Below are 23,197 nucleotides of genomic sequence, written 5' to 3'. Positions count from 1 at the left end.
CGCACGCTGTTACCAAATAGCTTCTTCGGGCACGAAGCCATTTTCTTGCAGGATTTACAGTATGCCGATCGAATGATTCGTCATTTCTGCCCCGTTAAAATGGCGAAACGGGAAAGCCACAAGCCAGCCGATTAACCAAGGACCGCGCGAAGAGCGGGGTCCATCCCCGATCGAGCGGTTCGGCGACGCAGGTCGCAGCCGTTTCGCCGTCCAGACGGATATGGCCGATTTGTCCACCTACAGCGTCGCAAGCCCTTGAAAACCAGACGGTTTCCTGTGGGTTTTCTCCTCGTATCCGAATAAATTTGCTCATACCATTCCAACCAGATTAATGGGTCAGGACCCTAAGACAACAAAGCCAGGCGCCCGCAATTCTGGCGGAACGACAAAAGCCCAATCGCCGACCAAGGCTGATCTCGTCCTGAGGCGGATTGTCTGTTGTCACTAGGCGGATGTTGCGGTCGAAAGACAGCGCACCATCGGCGTCATTGAATCGCGAACGAGCGCGCCACATCGATAGTGGTTCAATCAACAGAACGGATGGCAAATATGGTTTTACCGGCATCTGGATCGTCGGCCAGCAGAAATCGGTTGGCCTGTTTCAGCAAGAGTGCCCGCCAAAATCTGTGGAAATGACTACGTCGCGGTCGCAAGATGCAAACTTATCTGGTGTTTGGGGCAATCTACCTGACTAAATTGCAAACTCATGCGACGGTAAAGAGTTGAATGATGGACCGGAAGAACATGAAAGACGCATATATTCAGGTACTTAGCTCGGCGAAAATGCCCGATACCTGCATAGATGCCCCTGTTTTGCATGCCAACCATATCAGCGTTATATGGACTGTGCCTCCAATTGCGTGATTAGTTTTCTGAGTTCGTCCACAGCGGTCATATCGTGCGGTTTGCCATAGACGTGTTTGAACCACACATTTTGCTTTTCCATGTACGAAATCCGAGCCTTGTAGTCGGGGACCGTCTTGGGCGGAAAAAACCGCATGAATGATTGCCGTGCGGTGATCGACACCATCACCAGTTCCTGAATGCAGGCATCTAGGAGGCTGGGTACGAGAAACGGCCCCATGTGGGCGTCGGCGTTTGCCTCGGGACGCAGCATGGCAAAGCCCGCGAAGGTTGGGTGGCCGCACAATACGCAAAGTCGCTTATAATGCGCTTCGCGCTTCTTCTCAGTAAACCCGTCGCGCTTATCCAGTCGGTCGCGGATTTTCCCGGGCCGGAATACGCTCTGCCGCTTGCCCTCGGGAGTGGACTTCCATTCTTGGACGAGTGTTGGGTCAGTCCTCAAATAGTCAAGCAACCACCCGCTCTCCATGATGTAGCGAATCTGCAAGCCTGATGATTGGTAGTAGCCGCCAAGCAATAGTTTGAATGCCGACGCCATTGAGTTGAACACGCTGGCACCGATGAGAGCGACGATCATCTGATCCTCACTCATCTCAGGCGTATTCATGCGAACATATTGCAGCATGTTCATGCAGGTTTCGACCATCGAAACATCGAGTAACATATCCTCACTCGCCGCGATGAGCGTGACTGATTTTTTGCGAAGGTCTTCTTCGCCTATTTGCAACAGGACAAGATTCTCGGGCATAGTCGCGCTCATACCAGTAGCCTTTCTTCATCCTGCTGTGCCGAGACCATATAAACAGTACCCGAGCTTGTGTTGCCTACCTGCTTATGAAGACCCCCCAACCGCCTGCCCCGCTTACTGGCGTTATACTCCGCGTCCGAATCAGACCTACCTTGTAAAGTTAAGTATCTGAAACAAATACATTTTTCAGAAAAATTAACCGCGCCAACATCAGATTTTTTACTTTGCCAAATTCGGGATGAGGGTATTTGTTCGCTGAACGCTTGGGCCATGTGCCCGCAAAACGACCTAAAATCACTATTTTTGAGTGATTTTCAGCAATTTAAGCAATTGGTTTAATTGGATAATTTTATGAATGGTGGGCCCGGGAGGACTCGAACCCCCAACCAAGCGGTTATGAGCCGCCGGCTCTAACCATTGAGCTACAGGCCCCACGGCGGCTGGATAGTGTTTTTCTTCGCCCGACACAAGGCTTTCCGAACGAACGGGAGCAAACGGTCAAAATCACTCCATATTCGCGCCATAGTCCAACCCCGCACCACTTCAGACGATTCGCGACAAAGACAAACTGAAAACAGGTTCTTGCAGATTGCGCAAAGTGGGCGATGTAGTCTACCGATTGCGTTACAGCCAAACCACTCCTGGCAGACAATGGAGCTTCAATGAGCAGATTTATTTTCTCCCTGGCGCTGGGTGCCGCCCTGGCTTTACCCATCGTGGCACAGGCAGCGGATACGCCGACAACCCCGCGCATCATCGTCAGCGGTGAAGGCGAAGCAACCGCCGCACCTGACCTTGCAATGTTGACATTAAGCGTCATGAGAGAGGCCCCAACAGCGCGTGCTGCACTTGACGCCAATAACGACGCCATGGCTGCCGTTATCGCGGCGATGAAGTCTTCAGGCATCGAAGAGCGCGATTTGCAAACAGCAGGAATCCAGATCAATCCGCGCTATGACTATTCCAAGAAGGCAGATGGCAGCCAACAGGCAAATCTCGTCGCCTACCAGGTCACCAACACGCTCTCCATACGCGTGCGCGACATCGACAAGACCGGTGAGATTCTCGACAAAGCGGTAACGCTCGGTGTCAATGAAGGCGGCGGCATTAATTTCACCAACGCCAATCCTGCAACCATAATCACGCAAGCGCGCAAGAACGCGGTCGCCAACGCCATTGCCAAAGCCAAGACGCTTGCCGAAGCGGCGGGCGTCAAACTGGGCCGCGTATTGGAAATAACCGACCAGAATTATGCCCCCTCGCCCATGCGCATCAACGCCAAGGCTTTCGACGCGGCACCAGCAGCGGTCCCTATTCAAGCAGGCGAAAACTCTTACAGAGTTCAGGTCAATGTCACCTTCGAGATGAAGTGACAAAGCCGGAATAACGCTACAAAAAACCCCGGAAGCTCGCACCTCCGGGGTTTTTACAAAATGACTATTCATACACAAACGAGAAAACTCTCGTTTTGATGATCGCGAACCTTCCGTTGCCTCAACGATAAGCGCGATTTAGCGATAAGCGACCGGACATCCACGCCGATTTGCAAATACCACGGCGACCCGACGATGGTGCTTGCGACCGGCAACCTTTACGATTCGTCTGTTTGCACGAACAATACGTGCGTGGCGAACCCCCATGCGGCCAGCTTTGTGCAAGGCACGCCTCGGCGAGCAGGCACGACGCATATTGCGGCGATTGTCACGATCACGGAAATGAACCCCGAAACCTGTATCGGCGTGACGGCCGAAATTGAGATAAATGCCATCCGCCTGTGCGGTTGCCGGAACAGCCGCGAGACCACCAAGACCAATAAGAGCCGAAAGTACTGCAGTCTTTGCCAGTTTAAACATCTTTTCTCTCCAGTTGTGGATCTCGGTATGGCCTCGATCCCGTTTCACCAAATCAATATGGCAACTCTAGCGCCACCGACCTGAACCGATGGCGAACCGGACATTCATGTTTGGTTCATCTGACAAACCAGTTGCTGCGTTGAACAGACTGGCACATTGAACGGACTGGCGCACGACATCGCCGCCTCGGCTCTCTTACGGCTCTTCATCAAGCACATAGTCGAGATACTCCTCCGGCTCGCCAAGGTCGCTTTCGCTCGCCCTCACCTTACCGCGAACCGACATGCCAGCCTCATGCACGGTTTCAGCGCTACCCGAGATCAGACGATGCCACCAATAGAGATCATGGCCTTCACCGACCAGCCGGTAGGCACAGGTGCTTGGTAGCCATTTGATTATACCGACATTCTGCGGCGTTAACCCCACACAATCAGCCACCCGCTCCAGCCGGTTGGCATAGTCGCCACAGCGGCAGGTGCCGGCATCAAACAACCTGCACGCAACGCTGGTCCAGTAAATCTCGCCGGTATCTTCATCCTCGAGCTTGGAAAGGCAACATTTCCCACAACCGTCGCACAGCGATTCCCACTCGCCGATGGTCATCTGCGCCAATGTCTTGGTTTTCCAGAACGGTTCCATCTTGCGCATGTGGCTTGTGTCGACGGCGGCGTCAAGTCAGCCTGAAGATGAACATGATGTCACCACGGTTTGGACAGGCGCATGCCTTCTCAGCATCTTATCTCATTGCCTTGCTGAGCCATCCGCCCGGAACCATTCGCGAACTGGCTGGTTTAGGCAAGGATGGGACCCCACAAGGAGACACATGCATGAAACGCCAACCACGGATACTTGCAGGCACCGCAATGGGCTTGCTGATGGCATCCGCGCCGTTAGGCGCATTCCCACTCCAAAGCGGCAATTTCACCCAACCAGCACAAAACACCATGAATGCGCCACTATATTTGGCACAGGCAAAATGTGCCGAAGATGAGACTGCTGAAGAGTGCGCCGCCAGACAGGCCGAGCCGAAGGAGGCCCAGCCAGAGCAAGCAGCACCAGAGCAGGCGGCACCTGAACCAGAAGCCGCACCGGCCGAGCAACCCGCTCCAGCAGCCGAAGAACCTGCGCCTGCGGTAGAAGAAGCTGCCCCCGCACAGGAGGAGGCTGCACCTGCCGCAGAAGCCGCTCCGGCACAGGCAGAGCAGCCAACCCCTGCAGCAGAAGAGCCCCCGCAGCACAGCAGGCCGAACCGGAAGCGCCAGTTGCCGAGCCCGAGCAAAAACCGCGCAAGAAAAAGGAAAAGAAAGCGAAAGAATCGGTTGAACAGGCACCGGCGGACGAAGCTGCCCCTGTTCCAGTCCCAACTGAAGCGCCTGCCAAACAACCCGCAACCCAGGCAGAGCCAACCGCACCGCAAGACAGCGAACAAGCGCCGGTCGAACAAACACCGGTTGAACAGGCACCAGTCGAAGAGGCTCCTGCACAGGAAACCACGCAGCAGCCACCGGCGGAAGCGGAACAGCCTGCACCCGACCAGCAGCCGGCAGCCGAACAGCCCGCCGACAGTGGGCAGGCCACGCCAGCACAGGGAGAACAACCTGTCGAGGGTGAGGCTGCGGCACCGCAAAATCCCGAGGCCGCGCCCATCCTCGATAGCCAGAAAGACGCAAAGCGTAATCGTAAGCGCAAGGGCAAGAATGGCGAAGCAGCCGCAGACAGTCAGGCCGCAGCACCTGAACAGGCTCCAGCCGAGCAGGCTCCTCCGCCCGTTGATGACAAGGCTGCACAGCAGGCCATCACGCCCGAGGCTATCGTTCCGGTCACGGAAGAAAAAGGCAAACGTCGTCAATCCGCACCCGATGTCCAGAGCCGCGAACGCCCCAGCGGCGCTGACGTGCTCAAGGAGATCGGCGGGCGCCTCATCATCCAGTTCAACAACCAGACACTTGTTGAAAGCAATGATCGTGAGCGCATGACACGCGGTGCGCAAAACGTCTACTATGAGGATCTGCCGCGTGGCCGAACGCGTGAAACCATCGAGCGCAAGAATGGCAGCCAGATTGTCACGATCCGCAACCGAAATGGCGACATTATCCGCCGCTCGCGCATCACCCCGGACGGTCGCGAATTTGTGCTGAACTATGTCGACGAGAGCCACTACGGTGATCTGCGCGATTGGCGCGATCCCGGTGATGATCTTCCGCCGATGCGGCTGCGTATTCCGCGCAACCAGTACATTCTCGATTCCAGGTCGGTCGAAGATCCGGGTGCCTATTACGACTTCCTCGAACAGCCGCCCGTAGAACGTGTGCAGCGGCTCTATTCGGTTAGTGAGGTGAAGCGCTCCGCCCGAGTGCGCGACATCGCTCGGCGCATCGACCTCGACACGCTCAATTTCGAGTTCGGCTCCGCTTCGATTTCGGATGAAGATGTCCAGAAACTTGAAGCTGTCGCATCCGCCATGGAAAGGCTTTTGGAGAAAAATCCGGCCGAAACCTTCTTGATCGAAGGCCACACCGATGCGGTCGGCACCGAAACTGCAAACCTCGCACTATCCGACCAGCGGGCGGAAGCAGTCGCGCAGGCCCTGACCAATGCCTTTGGCATTCCGCCTGAGAATCTTTCGACACAAGGCTATGGCGAGGAATATCTGAAGGTAGATACGACCAAACCGGAACGGGAGAATCGCCGTGTCGCCATACGTCGCATCACCTCCCTGGTGGCTCCTGTCGCCAGTGCGAACTAGTGCATGTCGCCCAAAAGTGTGCAGCGGTTTTGGGATAACGACATGCACGAACACAAAGACTTAAAGCACCCTGCATGAATCCCTTTGGACGCACCGGAAGCTGCGGTTCAGGGCCTTGCCATTGAACCGCAGCATCACAACCCCAAATTATACCTATGGGGTTCCCTGCCCCGTCCCGCTCTCTGCGGGACACGAGGCCCCGCCAGCCACTCCACTGGCGGGGTTTTCTTCATCGAACCGTTTAAGACAATTTCGTCACTTTCGTATCAGTCCGCGCGAAAACCTCATCCGGCACAAAAAAATCGCCCGCAAGCGGTCCCTCAGTGCCCAGTGCATATTTCGAAAAATCGCTGACGCCTTCGGCCCGCAGAACTTCTTCATCAATGTAGAAATTACCCGTCGTCTCGCGCGATGGCCGGGTGAGAATGGCGTGCGCCGCGTCCGCCATCACCTCAGGCGAGCGGCTCATTGCCGCCATCGTCTTACCACCCAGAAGATTGCGAACCGCCGCCGTATCGATCGTCGTCAGCGGCCACAGCGAATTGACAGCAATACCCTGCTTGGCAAACTCCGCGCTCATCCCCAGCGTACACATCGACATACCAAATTTCGCCATCGTGTAGGCAACGTGGTTCTTGAACCATTTGGCTTCCATATCGAGTGGCGGTGCCAGATTCAAAATGTGAGGGTTCTGCGCCAACTTCAAATGGGGAATACACATTTTCGACACGAGGAACGTGCCGCGCGTGTTGATCTGGTGCATCAGATCATAGCGTTTCATGTCGGTTTCCAGCGTACCGGTGAGCTGGATCGCGCTGGCATTGTTGATGCAGATGTCAATGCCCCCGAAGCGTTCGACCGTTTTGGCAACAGCCTCGGCAACCTGCATCTCCTCCCGAATGTCGCACAATACCGGCAGCGCCTTACCACCCGCATTCTCGATCTCTTCGGCTGCCGTATGGATCGTGCCGGGCAGTTTTGGATGCGGTTCGCCGGTCTTGGCTGCAATCGTTACATTTGCGCCGTCACGCGCGGCTCTTAGCGCGATGGACAAGCCTATCCCGCGCGAACCACCGGAGATGAACAGCGTTTTTCCCTTGAGTGATCTGGGCGTGAGTGACATGGGCGGCCTCCTGCAAATGCCGCACGATCCTTGCCTTAAACAGGCTCCTGCGCAAGACCCGCAAGGTTTACGTAACGGATGCAGCGCTCAAAAATGCGCCACGCTGCCACTTCACTCGCACATCAGGCAAAGCCATGCTGGCCGGCGCAAATTATTCGAAAATCTTTTCGCCCTGCTCGTCGACCAGTTGAACGCCCTTCTTCAGCGATACATCGACGGCATCATCAAGTCCCGCGAACCGATCCGCTCGGATAAAGCGGTGTTCCTTGGTCTGTCCACCAACTTCCTTGGAGACAACACCACAGGTCTGATACTGGCCATCGGCCTTGTATGGGGTCGCGCTGACCGTAAAACCCTTGTGTTCGATCTGCTTGGCGGGAGCAGCATTTTCCGGTGTTTCTTCCGGTTCGCCACCACCAAACAGGCGCTTCAAGAACGACATGGAGCCCTCCCCGTTTCCGTTAGCTATCGAGGAAGCTGCGCAGCTTCCGTGAGCGGCTGGGATGCTTCAGTTTACGCAACGCCTTGGCTTCGATCTGGCGAATACGTTCGCGAGTCACCGAAAACTGCTGGCCGACCTCCTCAAGCGTATGGTCGGTATTCATACCGATGCCGAAACGCATGCGCAGCACACGTTCTTCACGCGGCGTCAGTGAGGCCAGAACCCGCGTCGTCGTTTCGCGCAAATTAGCCTGAATTGCCGCATCAATCGGCAGGATCGCCATCTTGTCTTCGATGAAATCGCCCAGATGCGAATCTTCCTCATCGCCGACCGGCGTTTCAAGGCTGATCGGCTCCTTGGCGATCTTGAGAACCTTGCGCACCTTTTCCAGCGGCATTGCCAGCTTTTCCGCCAGTTCTTCCGGCGTTGGCTCACGGCCAATCTCGTGCAGCATCTGGCGTGAAGTGCGCACGATCTTGTTGATCGTTTCGATCATGTGAACAGGAATACGGATGGTCCGCGCCTGATCCGCAATCGAGCGGGTGATCGCCTGCCTGATCCACCAGGTCGCATAGGTCGAGAATTTGTAACCGCGCCGGTATTCGAACTTGTCGACCGCCTTCATCAGGCCAATATTGCCTTCCTGAATGAGATCGAGGAATTGCAGGCCGCGATTGGTGTATTTCTTGGCAATCGAGATGACGAGCCGTAAATTGGCCTCGACCATTTCCTTCTTGGCAATCGCCGCTTCGCGCTCGCCCTTTTGCACCTGATTGACGATCTTGCGGAATTCCAGGATCGAAATCGCCGTTTCGGTAGCCAGATTCTGGATTTCGGTACGCAGATCGCGGATCATGTCCTTTTCGTTGCGGGTAAATTCTTTCCAGCCCCGCGACGTCAAATTCGCAATCGAACGCATCCAGTTCGGGTCGAGTTCCGACCCTTGATATTCGCGCAGGAATTCCTCACGGCGCACGCCATAGCTTTCAGCCAGACGCAACAGCCTGCCTTCGTTTTGAACCAGCCGCTTGTTGATGTCGTAAAGCTGTTCGACCAGCGATTCGATGCGCGCATTATTGAGCGACAGCGATTTCACCGCCGTGATGAGTTGATCTTTCAGTTCCTTCAGGCGCCGGTCCTGGCTGGGCGATAAGGTGCCAGCCGCGGCAAGACGGTTCTCGACCTGCTGGTCCTGCAGTTTGCGCAGCTTCTTGTATGTGTCGGCAATAACGTCCAGCGTCTCCATCACTTGCGGGCGAAGCTCTGCTTCCATCGCCGCCAGTGAAAGGTTCACCTCATCTTCTTCCTCGTCGTCATCGTCTTCAAGGCCACGCGTATCGACAACGACATTGGTAACATCGTCATCGTCCTTGCGCTGGCCTGCGCGCAGTTTTTCATCTGCCTTGGCCTTGGCATCTTCGTCGACACGCTCGACCGCCGGTGCCTGTTTGGCCTCCGGCCCGGCATAGGTGGTTTCAAGGTCGATGATCTCGCGAAGCAATATACGCTCCTCGTTGAGTTCATCGCGCCAGATGATGATTGCCTGAAAAGTAAGCGGGCTTTCGCAAAGGCCGGCGATCATCGTCTCGCGGCCAGCCTCGATGCGCTTGGCAATCGCAATTTCGCCTTCGCGCGACAACAGTTCCACCGAACCCATCTCGCGCAGATACATGCGCACCGGATCGTCCGTGCGGTCGGTCGGTTCTTTCTTGGCGACAGCGGCCACAGCGGTTCCGGTCCGCTCGGCCAGTTCCGTGGCATCGGCCTCGGCCTCGGCCTGCGTATCGGTCGCTTCGGGCTCGTCGCTCTGTTCGTCGTCCTCAACGACATTGATGCCCATGTCGGACAACATCGCCATCGTGTCTTCGATTTGCTCGGAGGTCACTTCCTCCGACGGCAACACCGCATTAAGCTCGTCCATGGTCACATAGCCGCGCTTTTTCGCGACCTTGATCATCTTCTTGACAGCATCGTCGGAAAGGTCGAGTAGCGGGCCGTCGGTTGTGCCCTCGCGTTCGGTTTCGACCTCTTCCTTTTCCTTTGTCGCCATTCTTTTTACTTCTCCAAAGGTCTGTCATAGCTAGCCGCGCGGGCTATCAAACCGTGTATTTACGGTTAGCTGCTAGAGCAATGCGTCTATTCTGCCAGTTGCCGCATCTTTCGTTAATCCTGGATTAACCCTGATATCCGTGGCCGGTTTGCCATTCATCCGCCAACAGTTACCTTCTTTGACGCTTCTGCCCTGACACCTCGCCGGGTCAATGATTACGAATCGACCTGATTCCGCCATTCTGTCGATAGGTCAAGCGCCTGTCGCATGATTCGTGCAAAAAAAGCGAATCAATTACCTAATTTACCGCTCAGCGCCCTAGACTTGTCCTGTCCTCCCCGACGAGACGCCGAATCCTTCGATCAACGCTTCCGTCGCCTGCACGTCCCTGAATTGCGTCTGAATCTCGATAAGACGCCGATAATTCTCGTCTGTAGGATCGGTGGCAAGTGCGACCTCAGCCTGTTTCAGCTCTTTATGTAGCGTTCGTGCGCTGCGGTGCAAGTGCAGTGTCTGGCTGAAGGCGTCGCGCGCATCCTCCAAAGCGGCACTTTCCAGCGCCGGCCATTGCCTTGTGCGCTTGATCAGTGACACCGCCCGTTCCCATATGCCAAGACATCCGGCACGCCCGATCGCTTCAACCACGGCTCCGCGGTCATTGGCAAGGTCATGCGCCAGTGCGTCCAGAAGTGCGCCGTGAAGCTTGCGCAGATCGCTATTTGCAAGATCGAGAAATTCGACATGTTCGAAATTTTCATCGATCAGTTCCGGGTGATTGACCAGGGCAACCATGATTGTCGCCTCGCGCACCGACATCATCTCGCTGCCATGCTTCAGCAATGCCGAGCGGCCGAGGCTTTCGGTAATCGCGCTACGCCCGAGCGCCGCGCCACGCGACCATTGCTCGACCCGCTGGCTCCCCCATTTATCTCCCCACTGGCCGCCTTGTCCCTTCTGGCCATATTTGCCGGACCGTTGCTGGCGGTTGCGCTGTGTCCCGAAGAAATTCTGCACACGCTCGCGCATGTCCTGATTGTAGTGAAAGCGCACGCTCTCATCGCGGATGCGGTTTGTCAGTTCGCGTAGCGTCTTTTCCAGTTCAGCGCGCCGTTCAGGCGTTTCGAACACGCCCCCCGATGTCTCGCGCATCCACAAGAGTTCCGCCAATGGCCGCGCCTCGTTCACCACTGCACGAAACGCCTCCGGCCCATCGGCCTTGACCAGATCGTCAGGGTCCTTGCCTTCTGGCAACAATGCAAATCGCGCCGTGCGGCCGGGCTGGATGGCTGGCAGGACCAGATCTGCCGCGCGCCATGCCGCCTTGAGCCCGGCGCCGTCTCCATCGAAACACAATACCGGCTCACCGGCCATGCGCCACAACAGTTCAAGCTGGTTTTCGGTAAGCGCGGTGCCAAGTGGCGCCACCACGTTCTCGAAACCGGCCTGCGCCAGCGCAATCACGTCCATATAGCCTTCCACCGCAATCACCGTGCCGCCTCTGGCCAGTGTCTTGCGCGCACGGGCGAAATTATAAAGCACATTGCCTTTGTGAAAGAGCTCCGTTTCCGGCGAGTTCAGATATTTGGCGGAAACCTCCGGCGACAGCGCCCGCCCGCCAAATGCTATGGTCCTGCCGCGCGAGATCCGGGATTGGGAACATGATGCGATCGCGGAAACGGTCATAAGACACCGCCACGTCCTGTCCGTGCACAACCAGCCCACACGCCTCGATGTCCACCTTTTCAACGCCCTTGGTGGCGAGATATTCTTTCAGCGCATTGCGGCTATCAGGTGCGTAGCCCAGCCCGAATGATTGCTGCGTAGCCGGTGTCAGCCCTCGATCACGCAAATAGGCGCGCGCCTTAGCGCCATCTGCGCTGTGCAACCGTTCCTGAAAATAACCGGCCGCCATCTCCATCACGTCGGTCAGGCTGGCGCGTTGCTTTTCACGCACTTCCGCCTGTTCGTCACGCGCCGGCATCGGCACACCGGCCAGATCGGCAATACGCTCCACCGCCTCGGGAAAACTCAGCCCGTCAAGCTCGGTGAGAAACCGGAAATGATCGCCGGATACCCCGCAGCCAAAGCAGTGGTAGCGTCCCTTCTTGTCTTCGCAATGGAACGAAGGAGATTTCTCGCCGTGAAAGGGGCAGCACGCCCAATAATCACCACGCGGCGCATTGGTCTTCTTGCGGTCCCACGCCACGCGTGTGCCGATAACCGAGGAAATCGGTACACGGTCACGTATCTCGTCAAGAAATGTTGGCAAAAAGCGCATGGGGAACGGCTCGTTTCCCCTTCATATAACCATCCCATCGCCACAAGACGACTCCAGATAGCATCCATTCGCGATTTTCGCAGGCACCGCTTTTCATGGATCAAGAGAAAAGGCAGCCCATGCGAGCCGCCTTTCCCATTTGCGTCGATAAAATCTAGCGCGCGGCGATCATCCCACCGATAATTCCTGAAGCGATACCGACCAGCAGGTAATCATTGCCAACGCGGATCCATTCCTGTCCGTGGCCCGGACGCTTCAATCCGAGGTGGCGATAATCGCGAACCCGTTCATGGCGACGCCAGTTGGAATAGCGTTGCCCGCGCTTCCACCGAGGCTGTTTAGCAACCACATGCTTCTTGACGATAACGCGTTTGTTGGCCCGTTCGCCGACGTGACGTTTTTCCACGTGACGCGTCGTTTTTTTCCAATCGACCTGCGTATAATTGGAATGCGGTGCTGTCGGTGCCATCAATGGCGCGGCTTGTCCTTGCAGGGCTGAGGCCGACAACATTGATAGAGCGAGAGCAGAAAGAATGAAGCGTTTCATCAGGGAACTCCTTGTTTGCCGATGCCAGAGATTTACAGATTGCCCGATGAACGGGATATGAATGGCAGGATTACATTTATGTAATAATTTCAGAAATTTATCTGAGTTTTACGATTCAATCTCAAAGCGCCGGAATGATAGCGGAACGCCCGTGCCTGCATCGAATTATCAGAAACGGAACGGCATCGCTTTTCTGATGAAAAGTGAATCCGCGCCCAGCGCAGCTCGAAAACCACTGTGCAACTTTTTCCCAACATGCCTATTTTTGCCGTGAATTTTCGTGCAAAGGATGGCGCACACAATAGACAAATTTTATTATCCGGCTAATATCGCAACGCAATGATGATTATGGTTCCATCTCCGATTCGCCTTCCCGTCTGGGCGCCAGCCTCACCGATGACACGGTGTGGATGCGTGTGCTGTTTTGCCAAGCGCGGCAATGGCAGGTTCCAGTCATGAGCGGCTCAGTCGTCCTCATCCATCTGGCTGGCGCGGTCGCCCTGATGCTGTTTGCCACGCGTCTGGTAAAAACCGGCGTCGAGCGCGCCTATGGCGATGTCTTGCGCCACCGCTTGCGTGCCACCATGCGCAATCCCTTCATGGCCGTATTGGCCGGAACGGCTCTCGCTATCGCCCTGCAAAGCTCCACAGCCGTCACGCTCCTGGTCGGCTCTTTTGCTGGTGCGGGCATCGTTTCGGGCCTTGCCGGACAACTTGCCGTGCGTGGTGCCGAGATCGGTTCGGCGTTCGTCACCAAGCTTTTGACCTTTGATTTGACGCTGGTTGTGCCTCTGTGCCTTATCACGGGAACCTTCATGTTCATGGCGACCGAGCGGCGCGACTGGCGCCAGATCGGGCGCATTCTGGTCGGCGTCGGGCTGTTGATCCTGTCGCTTGAGATGATCGGGCAAGCATCGGAACCGCTGCGCGAAAGCCAGCTCATGCCCGTCATCATCGACTATTTCTCCAGCGATCCGATCACCGCTTTCCTGCTGGCGGCCCTCATCACATGGCTGTTTCAATCCAGCATCGCCGCCGTTCTTCTCATGGCCACGCTCGCTGGCCGGGGCTTCATCACGCCTGAACTCGGTGTCGTTCTGGTACTCGGCGTCAATCTCGGCTCGTCGGTCATCGCCCCCATGCTCACGCGCAATGCCGAGCCCGGCGTGCGCGTCGTGCCCATCGGCAATCTTCTGATGCGCGGCATGGGGTCCGTCATCATGCTCATCGCCTTCATGAGCTTGCACCCGCCTGTCGCATTTCTTGGTCAAACCGCATCCGACCAGATCGTCAACGCCCATATCCTTTTCAATGTCATCATTCTTCTGGCCGGTTTGCCGCTTGCCGGCATCGTCTATCGCGCATCGGAAAAGATCGTGGCGCTGGGTGCCAAGCCGGAAAGCGCCGATGCACTCCAGGTCGCGGAATTGTCGGCGCTCAACGAAGCCGCACTCGAAACACCCAGCCAGGCACTTGCCAACGCCACCCGCGAAGTCGTGCGCGTGTGCGAAACGGTCGAAATCATGCTGAAACGCATCATCGAATTGTATGAAAGCGCTGACAACGACAAGATCAAGGCTCTGGCATCGCTGGATGATCGTGTTGACCGCCGCCATGCGGCAATCAAGATTTATCTGGCCAAAGTCACCCGGCACACAATGACCGAGGATGAGGCGTTACGCTGCCAGGAATTGATCGGTGCCTGCGTCAAGCTGGAACAGGTTGGCGACATCATCGTGCGCAACATGCTGGTCCATGTGAAGAAAAAGGTCGAGCACGGGCTGGAGTTTACGCCCGAAGGGTGGCGCGAACTGTGCGCCTTCCACGCTTCCGTCCTCGCCAACGCCCGCCTTGCCTTCAACGTGCTGGTTGCGCGCGACGCCGAAACGGCACGCCAGCTCGTGCTGGAGAAAGACCGCCTGCGCGACCGCGAGAAGGAAACCAGTCAAAGCCATTTCCTGCGCCTGCGCGACGGCACCCCACAGAGCATCGAAACAAGCTCGATCCACCTCGATACCATTCGCGACCTGAAGCAGATCAATTCGCTGCTCGCCTCGATGGCCTATCCGGTGCTTGAAGAACATGGCCTGCTCAGCGGCTCGCGGCTCAAAGCAAGCTGAACCAGAAACGCTTTACGCCGAACCAGACATGGCTCGCGTCGAATTCTCCGGCTTTGGAACAATGTTTCCGGTTCTCTCCATACGAGCAAAAATTAATCTTTGCACCGCCGCCCGCAGGTCAGCTATGAAGCATGGCTGGGCGCTCCAGTGCATCGAACTGAAACGTGGATACCGGTCTTCGCAATATTCCGATGCTAAATCAAAATGATAGAGCGTCCCTTGTGCGTCCGGTTGGATGCTCGGCGCTCCAGAGGGTTGTTGATGGACACGCACTCACGAAGTTTCGTCAAGGCGCTCTCCTGGCGCGTCACCGGCTCTATCGACACGATGATCATCTCGCTGATCGTGACAGGCAGCCTCAAATTCGCGGCAACCATTGGGCTGACCGAGGTCGTCACCAAGTCGTTCCTGTACTATGTTCACGAACGGGCATGGCTCAAAATTCCCTTTGGGAGCAATCTTGCACCACCAAAGCAACCAGCAAGCGAAGAATAGCCTGCCAACACCGAAATCGCATCAAATCTCCAAAATCAGGCTTTTGATGTCGGGGGGTTTGAGACATACTGATCACGATGGACACGACAGCTTACAAACAACGCGTTGACCGGTTCCGGCCGCGCCTTCTTCAGGAACTTGCCGAGATCGACCAGTTGAAAGAGGAAAACGTCTCGTGGAGCGCCCCGGTTGAACTGGACCAGCAAAGCGTCGGGCGCGTTTCGCGCATCGATGCCATGCAGATGCAGGCAATGTCACAGGCCGTGCAGCGGCGTCGGGAGGCCCGACGCGTCGCAATCGGCCAAACCATCAAGCGCATGGATGAGGGTGAGTTCGGCTACTGTCTCGAATGCGGCGAAGACATCGCTGAAGGCCGCCTCGGTGTCGATCCGACATTTTCCACATATGTCAAATGCGCGAAATAACTCCATATTTTCAACATTAACGTGGCGCGGTCATCCGCCACGCTGCCCATACTCCGGCAAACGCGAGTGGCAAGGCGGTAGCAAAAACCCAAAACGCTGCAGCCTGTGCCGTTTCCACGCTCAACCCGGAACCGAACCCGACGAGATTGGCAGTCGCGCCCGCAATCGCTGCCCCAACCGCGCCGCCCATCTGGCGAACGGCGATCAGAGCCGAACTGCCTATCGCTTTGTCCCATTCTGGGATGACGCCCAGAACACGCTTGTTCATGAGGCTGGAGGAAAAGCCGAACCCCGCCCCCATAAGCGCCGCTGCGATGACAAACCAGACAAGTGCCGAGCTTGGCGCAAACAATGCCAATAATCCCACACCGCCGAAAATACAAAGCCCACCGAGGCGAATCCAGCGGCGCTCACCACCGTCGCCAACACCTGCAACCACGAAGGCGCAAAGCGTCCATGCAACAGCTTGTGCCGCCACCGCATAACCCGCCCACAAAGGCGAAAGCCCATGCAGCTTTTGAAGAATTGCAGGCCCATAGGCCAGCAAGCCCGTCCCCGCTGCCGTCGTCGCAAACATCGCAGCATATCCGGCGCCCGCCACCGAGCGCAGGTCGCCCGCATCAACAGGAAGCAGCCGGACAGTCGCTGTCCTGTCCAGACGCAGGATCGACGCCAATACGCACAGCCCTCCAAAAATCAGCATCAACGCAAACCAGACCGAGGCCACCATGTCAGCAGCCCCGATTGCGCCTATGCCAACGGCAAGCACACCAAGCTGACGCCAGGGAACGCCCGCCCCCGTTTGGGAAGCGACCGTTCCCCGCAAGAGCCAGAACGCAGCTATGGCAAATATCAGGGCTTGCGCTGCGAACAGCCAGAACACTGCGCGCCAATTGCCGCTTTCGGCAAACAAGCCACCAAAAAGCGGCCCCAACACCGTGGCAATGCCCCAAACCGCGGCAACCGAAGCAAATACGCGCGCCAGATGGCGGTGCGGAAACAGCAGGCCGATAGCGACCATGGCAAAACCGGCGATCCATCCGCTTCCCGCGCCCTGAACGAAGCGCCCGATCAGGAAAGTGGCCATATCCGGCGCGACAGCGCTCATAAAACAGCCGAGCGCAAACAATAGCGCAGCCGCAATAGTGGCGCGGCGAAGGCCAAAGATTTCCGCTAACCGCCCGGAACTGGCGCTGGCAAGAACAACCCCGATGAAGAAACCGGCGACCGCCCAGCCGAACCAGGCATAGCCTTGCAGTTCAGCCCCCACACTCGGCATGATGGTTGATGTCACCAGGCTGTCCACAGCCATCAGCCACACGCCAAGCATGACGAGTACGAATTTCGGCAAGCGCCCTTCCGCAAAAAGATCAACCCAGCCTGTCTGCTTCGATCCGGCGATCGATGCCATTGCTCACCTTTCCACTACCGCGTATTCCTGCCGAACGGATTACATAGGCTCATACGCGCTCCCCAGTCCTGACTGAGGCACCGGAGAGCCCGGTTGCCTGTTATCCCAACAGCCCCTTCACAATGGCGCTTGCCTTGCCAAAATCCATTTGCCCGGCATATTTTTCGCGTAAATCGGCCATCACCTTGCCCATATCCTTCACGCTGCTGGCCCCGTTTTCGGCAATGATGGCACTTATTGCCGCCTTCATTGCCACTTCATCCAGTTGCGCCGGCATAAATTCTCGGATCACCAGAATCTCTTCATGCTCTTTTTCCGCAAGTTCGGGGCGCTTGCCGTCCTCGAATGCCTTGGCCGAATCCTCGCGTTGCTTGACCATTTTGGCCAGCAATTGCGCAATGTCTTCATCGCTTGCCGCTTCCTTGCCAGTGCCACGATTGGCAATATCGCGATCCTTGATGGCCGACTGGATCAGTCTCAATGTCGATAGACGCGGCTTATCCTGCGCCCTCATCGCACTCTTTACCTCGTCGGATAGCCTTTCACGCATGTCCTGCTCCTTCACATCCGCCCCCGAATTGATGGCCCCAGATAGAAGGCATTGCCGACAAACATCAAGAGCAGCACAACAAATGCCTGCACGGGCCACAACGCCATATTGACCGCGCTTGCGCCTTCACTTATTGGAATGGCCTTGCATAGACTGAATTGTAGTTGTGCACGGAGGTTGCGACGGTTCGCCGCCCCGTGCCTTTTGCTGCGAAAATGGTTTCGGCCATCAATGAAGATCGCAGCTTCGTGATGGAGCCTCGCCATGACCTCGACCTCCCCTTGGACCGTCAACAAGCCAACAGCCCTTCTCGTGCTGGCCGATGGGACGGTGATCGAAGGGCGCGGCCTTGGCGCTGTCGGTACAGCCGTTGCCGAAGTCTGCTTCAACACAGCCCTGACCGGTTACGAGGAAATTCTCACCGACCCATCCTATAGCGGTCAGATCGTCACCTTCACCTTTCCCCACATCGGCAATATCGGCACCAACGACGAAGACATCGAGGATTTGAACCCGGTCAGCCGTGCTGGCGCGGTTGGTGCAGTATTCAAGGCCGATGTTACCAACCCGTCCAGCTATCGCGCAGCAAGCCATCTCGACCAATGGCTGAAAAAGCGCGGCGTCATTGCGCTTTCAGGCATCGACACCAGAGCCCTCACCGCCCTGATCCGCGAAAAGGGCTTGGCAAATGCCGTCATCGCACATGCGCCAGATGGTCAATTCGATATTGAAGACCTGAAAAGCCGCGCCGCAGAATGGTCGGGTCTTGTCGGCCTTGATCTTGCAAGGGACGTCACCTCGGGCCAGTCTTCTGTCTGGCGTGAAACGCCGTGGGTCTGGAATGAGGGTTACGCCGAACAAAACGAACCATCCATGCATGTCGTCGCCATCGACTACGGCGTCAAGCGCAACATATTACGATTGCTGGCAGGTCTTGGCGCCAGGGTCACGGTGGTTCCGGCCACCACTGGCGCGGAAGAAATTCTTGCCATGCACCCTGACGGAATTTTCCTCTCGAACGGGCCCGGCGACCCGGCAGCAACCGGTGAATACGCAGTGCCCATCATTCAGGATTTGTTGAAAACCGACATCCCGATCTTCGGCATATGCCTTGGCCATCAAATGCTGGCGCTGGCGCTCGGCGGCAAGACCGAGAAAATGCATCAGGGTCATCACGGCGCCAACCATCCGGTCAAGGACCACACCACCGGTAAGGTCGAGATCGTCTCGATGAACCACGGCTTTGCCGTCGATGCCGACTCGTTACCCGACACTGTCGAGGAAACTCATGTCTCGCTGTTTGACGGATCGAACTGTGGCATTGCGCTGACAGGGCGGCCGGTGTTTTCCGTCCAGCATCACCCCGAAGCCTCTCCCGGCCCGCAAGATTCGCACTATCTGTTTCGCCGTTTCGTCGACCTCATCAACGAAAAGCATAGCGAGCCTGCCTTGATTGAATGACGGGGCGCACAAAGGCGCACCGGGTTGCCAGATCGGTCAGGTTGCTATTGCCGCGACCGGATATATCAAGATGATATCCGCACTCTGGCAACATGTTCCTTGATCTTGCCAAAAGCATCCTTGAGCTGCGAACGCGACGGCACGTCGAAATAGTTCTGAGGCGAACTCGCACAGTCTTTCAGCATGGTTCCAGTCGTCACATTCGGCTCTTCAAGGCGAATGGTATACACCTCGATCCCCTGATCCTTGGCGCTCTGGCAGGCGGCAAGCGTCCTGTCGTTCATCGCGTTCGTGGTTGCGCTCGAACCACCGGCCGTCATGCCCAGACGCCCATCGACCAGATAGCCGAAGCTTGAATAGGTTGAGCCCAGACTATTGTTCTTGTTACCAAGCCTGTTGCTGCCATCGGTCAGAACGATCATGATCTTTTCGACATTGGAGGCTGTCGCTGGTGCACCTTCCGAGAAGGGCTCGCCGGGTGAAAGGGTGCGCATACCCCACGCCACCCCGTCCATGATATTGGTGTTGCCTTGCGCTGCCAGCCCGTTGACGGCCGATTTCAACGCCGCATAATTGTTGGAAAGTGGCATGATCGGCTTGGAGACGCACCCGAAGGCCGGCCCCGTTTCGCCATAACCACCGACACTGTGAACGTCGATGGCTATCTTGTTGCCGCTCGTCAGCAGCAGGCCCTTGAGCAGCGCCCAGACAAAATCGAGCAGACCGCCGTTCACAGGATTACCCGCAAGATCGGTCTGAACGCCATATTTGTTCCAGCGCTTTATCTTCTGCGCGATCGAAGGATCGTTCGGCACGGCCGACGAATTGATGTAGCTGTTGAGGAAGCCGCCAGTGTCGGGCTCGTCAATCGCAAAGGCCGGTACGAACAGCGATTCCGGTTTCGTCGGATCTCCCGGCTCATCGCTTACGTCGTAATTTTTAGTGCCGGCATCGCGCGTTTCCACACAACCCTGCCATTTTTGGCCGAGATTGCTATAAAGCTGGAAGCGACTGGCACCCGTTCCGAGTTCGGACTGCTGGATTTGGCTGTCCCCCTTGAGGTCGAGCCAATCCGCGCCGGTTCCGGCAATCTGCTTTCCACTCGCGTCGAACGATGGACCAAAACCCGGTCCCACATTGACGAAGGAGGAGAAGGGAACGAGCGCGAATTTCAGTTTGTTGCTATCATTGACGCTTGTCGACATGTCGTCGATCAGGCCCGTCACGGCATCCTTCATGGCGACCAGCTTGCCACCGGCCATCGAGCCGGTCGTATCCAGAACCAGTCCGATCTCGTAGGAAGAATATGCGATATCAGCTGTCGACGATGCGCTTACCGGCCATCTTGAATAACCAAAAAGATTTCCGAACGAAATAGGAGCCGTCGCGTGGCCTTCAACGCCGAAGCTCGTCCCGTCATGCGTGACCTTGAGATCGGAAACTTCCAGTCCGAGGTTTTGTGAAACGAACATGGTTGCGATGTCCTTCGCGCGGTCATCGCTGACGTCCTTGCCCTCTCTGGCGACCGCCAGGACGGCGGCATCCAGGCTGTTTTGCAGGTTCGAGTGCGCGCGAATGATCGTCGAATAGTCGAGTGACATGCCCACCGCGAGCACCACCGGAACCACCAGCAAAGACGAAATAATCGCGAAATTGCCACGCCGATCGCTAAGAAAGCTGCTGAAATTCTTTGCCATATGCCAACCCCGAATTACATCGGAAGCTAACACTTAATTATTTCCAGATAGCCAATCCGCGAATTCGAAATCTAACATTCACGTTAACCACTGCCGCTGACTGGCCAACTCACCGTGGCATCTCCCCCTCAGGTGGGGAGATCAGCCTTCAGCTAGTCTTTCGCCAATCATCGGCGTTCCCCAAAAGGTCCAACAATGACGAGTGGCCAATCTCTCCCCTTGAGGGGGAGATGTCCGGCAGGACAGAGGGGGTAATATACACAGTGATGGCCGCGAACTGAATTCGCAACTGTAGTGTCAAATCGCATTATTGAATGTATCGCAGGCATCGAGCCTGCCGCTCTTGTAGCCGCGCGCGAACCACGTTTGGCGCTGTTGCGACGTGCCATGATTGAAGCTCTCCGGCACCACATAGCCTTGCGTGCGCCTTTGCAGCGTGTCGTCGCCAATCTGCTTGGCGGCATTGAGGGCCTCCTCGACATCGCCCTCCTCCAATAGCCCCTTCTGCGCAGTGAAATGCCCCCATACACCGGCAAAGCAATCGGCCTGAAGCTCGACCTGCATCGACATGTGGTTGGCGTCCGCCTCATTCATCCTTTGGCGCATTTCGTTAAACTTCGGCAAAACGCCAATCAGATTTTGAACGTGGTGGCCAACCTCATGGGCAATCACATAGGCCTCGGCAAAATCGCCCGATGCGCCGAATTGCTGCGAAAGTTGCTGAAAAAAGGACGTGTCGAGATAAACCTTGCGGTCGGTCGGGCAATAAAACGGCCCGGATGCGGACGAAGCAAAACCACATGCCGACCTTATCTGACCCGCAAACAGGGTCAGCTTCGGCTCCTCATATTGAGCACCATTGGCCTTGAATATTCCGTTCCAGACATCCTCTGTCTCGGCCAGCACAGTCGAGACGAATTGTTTCATCTCGTCGGATGCAGGCGCGCCTTCTCCAGAATCGGATTGACTGGTCTGGCCACCACCGGGTGCCATGCCGCCGCCTGCCAGAATCTGCATGGGGTCGATGCCACACGCCTTCAGGGCGAAAAACAGCACCACAAGAACGACGATGGTCGATATGCTACCACCCCCGGCACGCCCACCAATCGGGATACGAAACTGGCCACCTCGACCACCAGATCCACCCCGGCGACCGAACCCGCCACTTTGCCCGCGTGCGTCTTCTACATTGTCGCTCTGACGGCGGCCTCTCCAACGCATACCTGTCCCTCGCGCGTGATTTAGCGTCCTCGCAAACTCTACTGCTGGTTACAACAGCGGTTTCAGACAGCAGAACTTGTCAACAAATACCGTAATGGTCACAGCAAGTCATTGGCAATTTTCGACGAGCCGCTTACCAAGCGCCCACAATTAAAAATTTTCGTTCGTCCGCAACAACCATAAATCCGCGACAAGGCTGGCTGCTTAGCGCCTTCAGAAACAGCGTGCATCAATCGCGCTGTTTTGTGCCCGCGCTTTTGCCATCCGAACTCTTGGAGCGTTCGTCAAAACGCTTGGCCCCTTTTTTCAAGGCATGACCGGTCGCAGCCTCCGTCTTGCGTTCGTCTTTCTGCGAAGCCTTTTTCAAACCTGTTGCCGCCTTTTTTCCCTTGGCGGTTGGCACCTGTTCGACACTCATATCGGTCTCCACCGGTTCGCCCGCGACAATCGCGGAACATCTGAACCAACGCGGCACGCCCACGACGGTTCCCCAAAACCGGCGATTGCCAGAAGCCACGCATGACAATCGAAAATCAGGCAGCAGCCAGCGCCCGGCGAAAGGCTTCAAGTGTCTCGGCGCTGACATAGTGCTCGATCCCTTCAGCATCGAGACGGGCCGTTTCCGCGCTGACGCCAAGCGATCTCAGAAAAGCCTCCACCGTCTGGTGGCGGATGCGGCATTCCTCTGCCACCTTGCGCCCCGCATCAGTCAGGAAAACGCCCCTGTAGGGTTTGCGGGAGACCAGACCGTCGGCGCAAAGCCGGGTCAGCATTTTGGCAACCGTTGGCTGGGCAACGCCGAGGCGCGCCGCAATATCCACCTGTCGCGCTTCATTGCCATCCTCGATCAGGTCGGCAATCAGTTCGACATAATCCTCGACAATTGCGCTGCGGCGCGCTTCGCGCGCCTGTTTGAACCCTTCCGAATGCACATCTGCGTCGGGAAGTGGCTCATCCCGCGGAACCGGGCGGCTTCTGGGTGCCAAGTCTGTCTCCTTTTCGAAGATCGGTGGCAAGCACGAAGATAGCTCGCGGTTTGATTCAATCACCTTGTATTTTTATAGCACAGGCTTCGTTTCTTCATGCCTGCTTATGCGCGGTTTCGCAACCATTGAAGCCTCTGTCCACACGCACGATTATTCGGCGCGTTAAAAAAGCATCAACAA

General features: G+C 56.6%; 20 protein-coding genes, 1 tRNA gene and 1 pseudogene. 6 read left to right on the top strand and 16 right to left on the bottom strand.

The window, feature by feature from the left end; genetic code table 11:
* Nucleotides 1–835 precede the first annotated feature (835 nt).
* Both AC0L7S_RS13125 and AC0L7S_RS13120 read right to left on the bottom strand, forming a co-directional pair.
* Nucleotides 836–1,624 carry a hypothetical protein gene (locus AC0L7S_RS13125; protein WP_473471466.1) on the bottom strand — a complete coding sequence of 263 codons (789 nt, stop codon included), beginning with the start codon at nt 1,622–1,624 and terminating at the stop codon, nt 836–838.
* Nucleotides 1,625–1,968: 344 nt separating this feature from the next.
* A tRNA-Ile gene (locus tag AC0L7S_RS13120) sits at nt 1,969–2,044 on the bottom strand.
* Between the two features lie 230 nt (nt 2,045–2,274).
* Here AC0L7S_RS13120 and AC0L7S_RS13115 point away from each other — a divergent pair.
* A complete protein-coding gene (locus AC0L7S_RS13115) occupies nt 2,275–2,985 on the top strand; it encodes an SIMPL domain-containing protein (RefSeq protein WP_473471465.1) in 711 nt (236 codons plus the stop codon).
* Between the two features lie 138 nt (nt 2,986–3,123).
* Here AC0L7S_RS13115 and AC0L7S_RS13110 read toward each other — a convergent pair whose 3' ends face one another.
* The 3 genes from AC0L7S_RS13110 to AC0L7S_RS13100 all read right to left on the bottom strand — a co-directional run bounded on the left by AC0L7S_RS13110 (nt 3,124) and on the right by AC0L7S_RS13100 (nt 5,314).
* Nucleotides 3,124–3,465 (bottom strand): hypothetical protein, encoded by a 342-nt coding sequence (locus tag AC0L7S_RS13110; protein WP_473471464.1) that lies wholly within the window; start codon nt 3,463–3,465, stop codon nt 3,124–3,126.
* A 195-nt stretch (nt 3,466–3,660) separates the two neighbouring features.
* Nucleotides 3,661–4,113 (bottom strand): YcgN family cysteine cluster protein, encoded by a 453-nt coding sequence (locus AC0L7S_RS13105; protein WP_473471463.1) that lies wholly within the window; start codon nt 4,111–4,113, stop codon nt 3,661–3,663.
* An 88-nt stretch (nt 4,114–4,201) separates the two neighbouring features.
* Nucleotides 4,202–5,314 (bottom strand): hypothetical protein, encoded by a 1,113-nt coding sequence (locus AC0L7S_RS13100; RefSeq protein ID WP_473471462.1) that lies wholly within the window; start codon nt 5,312–5,314, stop codon nt 4,202–4,204.
* A 45-nt stretch (nt 5,315–5,359) separates the two neighbouring features.
* Between AC0L7S_RS13100 and AC0L7S_RS13095 the strand changes: the two genes are divergently transcribed.
* Nucleotides 5,360–6,211, top strand: coding sequence for an OmpA family protein (locus AC0L7S_RS13095; protein ID WP_473471461.1), 852 nt, complete (start codon nt 5,360–5,362; stop codon nt 6,209–6,211).
* A 241-nt stretch (nt 6,212–6,452) separates the two neighbouring features.
* Here the strand turns inward: AC0L7S_RS13095 and AC0L7S_RS13090 are convergent, their stop codons facing one another.
* The 5 genes and pseudogenes from AC0L7S_RS13090 to AC0L7S_RS13070 all read right to left on the bottom strand — a co-directional run bounded on the left by AC0L7S_RS13090 (nt 6,453) and on the right by AC0L7S_RS13070 (nt 12,651).
* Nucleotides 6,453–7,334 (bottom strand): SDR family oxidoreductase, encoded by an 882-nt coding sequence (locus tag AC0L7S_RS13090; protein WP_473471460.1) that lies wholly within the window; start codon nt 7,332–7,334, stop codon nt 6,453–6,455.
* Nucleotides 7,335–7,485: 151 nt separating this feature from the next.
* A complete protein-coding gene (locus AC0L7S_RS13085; RefSeq protein WP_473471459.1) occupies nt 7,486–7,776 on the bottom strand; it encodes an HlyU family transcriptional regulator in 291 nt (96 codons plus the stop codon).
* A 19-nt stretch (nt 7,777–7,795) separates the two neighbouring features.
* Nucleotides 7,796–9,826 carry an RNA polymerase sigma factor RpoD gene (rpoD, locus tag AC0L7S_RS13080; RefSeq protein WP_473471458.1) on the bottom strand — a complete coding sequence of 677 codons (2,031 nt, stop codon included), beginning with the start codon at nt 9,824–9,826 and terminating at the stop codon, nt 7,796–7,798.
* Between the two features lie 318 nt (nt 9,827–10,144).
* A pseudogene (gene dnaG, locus AC0L7S_RS13075) lies at nt 10,145–12,104 on the bottom strand (DNA primase).
* A 154-nt stretch (nt 12,105–12,258) separates the two neighbouring features.
* Nucleotides 12,259–12,651, bottom strand: coding sequence for an RcnB family protein (locus AC0L7S_RS13070; protein WP_473471457.1), 393 nt, complete (start codon nt 12,649–12,651; stop codon nt 12,259–12,261).
* Nucleotides 12,652–13,106: 455 nt separating this feature from the next.
* Between AC0L7S_RS13070 and AC0L7S_RS13065 the strand changes: the two genes are divergently transcribed.
* The 3 genes from AC0L7S_RS13065 to AC0L7S_RS13055 all read left to right on the top strand — a co-directional run bounded on the left by AC0L7S_RS13065 (nt 13,107) and on the right by AC0L7S_RS13055 (nt 15,691).
* Nucleotides 13,107–14,771, top strand: coding sequence for a Na/Pi cotransporter family protein (locus AC0L7S_RS13065; RefSeq protein WP_473471456.1), 1,665 nt, complete (start codon nt 13,107–13,109; stop codon nt 14,769–14,771).
* Nucleotides 14,772–15,032: 261 nt separating this feature from the next.
* The gene (locus AC0L7S_RS13060; RefSeq protein ID WP_473471455.1) at nt 15,033–15,266 is read left to right on the top strand and encodes a DUF2061 domain-containing protein; all 234 of its coding nucleotides are present in this window, start codon (nt 15,033–15,035) and stop codon (nt 15,264–15,266) included.
* 77 nt (nt 15,267–15,343) lie between these two features.
* The gene (locus AC0L7S_RS13055; protein ID WP_473471454.1) at nt 15,344–15,691 is read left to right on the top strand and encodes a TraR/DksA family transcriptional regulator; all 348 of its coding nucleotides are present in this window, start codon (nt 15,344–15,346) and stop codon (nt 15,689–15,691) included.
* A 16-nt stretch (nt 15,692–15,707) separates the two neighbouring features.
* Here the strand turns inward: AC0L7S_RS13055 and AC0L7S_RS13050 are convergent, their stop codons facing one another.
* Nucleotides 15,708–17,102, bottom strand: coding sequence for an MFS transporter (locus AC0L7S_RS13050; RefSeq protein WP_473471453.1), 1,395 nt, complete (start codon nt 17,100–17,102; stop codon nt 15,708–15,710).
* A gap of 100 nt (nt 17,103–17,202) precedes the next feature.
* Nucleotides 17,203–17,652 (bottom strand): GatB/YqeY domain-containing protein, encoded by a 450-nt coding sequence (locus AC0L7S_RS13045; RefSeq protein ID WP_473471452.1) that lies wholly within the window; start codon nt 17,650–17,652, stop codon nt 17,203–17,205.
* 264 nt (nt 17,653–17,916) lie between these two features.
* Between AC0L7S_RS13045 and carA the strand changes: the two genes are divergently transcribed.
* Entirely contained in the window at nt 17,917–19,113 is a 1,197-nt protein-coding gene (gene carA, locus AC0L7S_RS13040) for a glutamine-hydrolyzing carbamoyl-phosphate synthase small subunit (RefSeq protein WP_473471451.1), read from the top strand.
* Nucleotides 19,114–19,178: 65 nt separating this feature from the next.
* Here carA and AC0L7S_RS13035 read toward each other — a convergent pair whose 3' ends face one another.
* The 4 genes from AC0L7S_RS13035 to mntR all read right to left on the bottom strand — a co-directional run bounded on the left by AC0L7S_RS13035 (nt 19,179) and on the right by mntR (nt 23,017).
* On the bottom strand, nt 19,179–20,810 hold the full coding sequence (locus AC0L7S_RS13035) for a TadE/TadG family type IV pilus assembly protein (protein ID WP_473471450.1): 1,632 nt from the start codon (nt 20,808–20,810) through the stop codon (nt 19,179–19,181).
* Between the two features lie 297 nt (nt 20,811–21,107).
* Entirely contained in the window at nt 21,108–22,031 is a 924-nt protein-coding gene (ypfJ, locus tag AC0L7S_RS13030) for a KPN_02809 family neutral zinc metallopeptidase (protein WP_473471449.1), read from the bottom strand.
* A 229-nt stretch (nt 22,032–22,260) separates the two neighbouring features.
* The gene (locus tag AC0L7S_RS13025) at nt 22,261–22,449 is read right to left on the bottom strand and encodes a hypothetical protein (RefSeq protein ID WP_473471448.1); all 189 of its coding nucleotides are present in this window, start codon (nt 22,447–22,449) and stop codon (nt 22,261–22,263) included.
* Nucleotides 22,450–22,564: 115 nt separating this feature from the next.
* Nucleotides 22,565–23,017 (bottom strand): manganese-binding transcriptional regulator MntR, encoded by a 453-nt coding sequence (gene mntR / locus AC0L7S_RS13020; RefSeq protein WP_473471447.1) that lies wholly within the window; start codon nt 23,015–23,017, stop codon nt 22,565–22,567.
* Nucleotides 23,018–23,197: the final 180 nt, after the last annotated feature.

The sequence above is a fragment of the Mesorhizobium sp. G2-6-1 genome, assembly GCF_055809095.1.
Note: the sequence above shows the minus strand (reverse complement) of the source record. Positions and strands in the feature narration are given on the sequence as shown.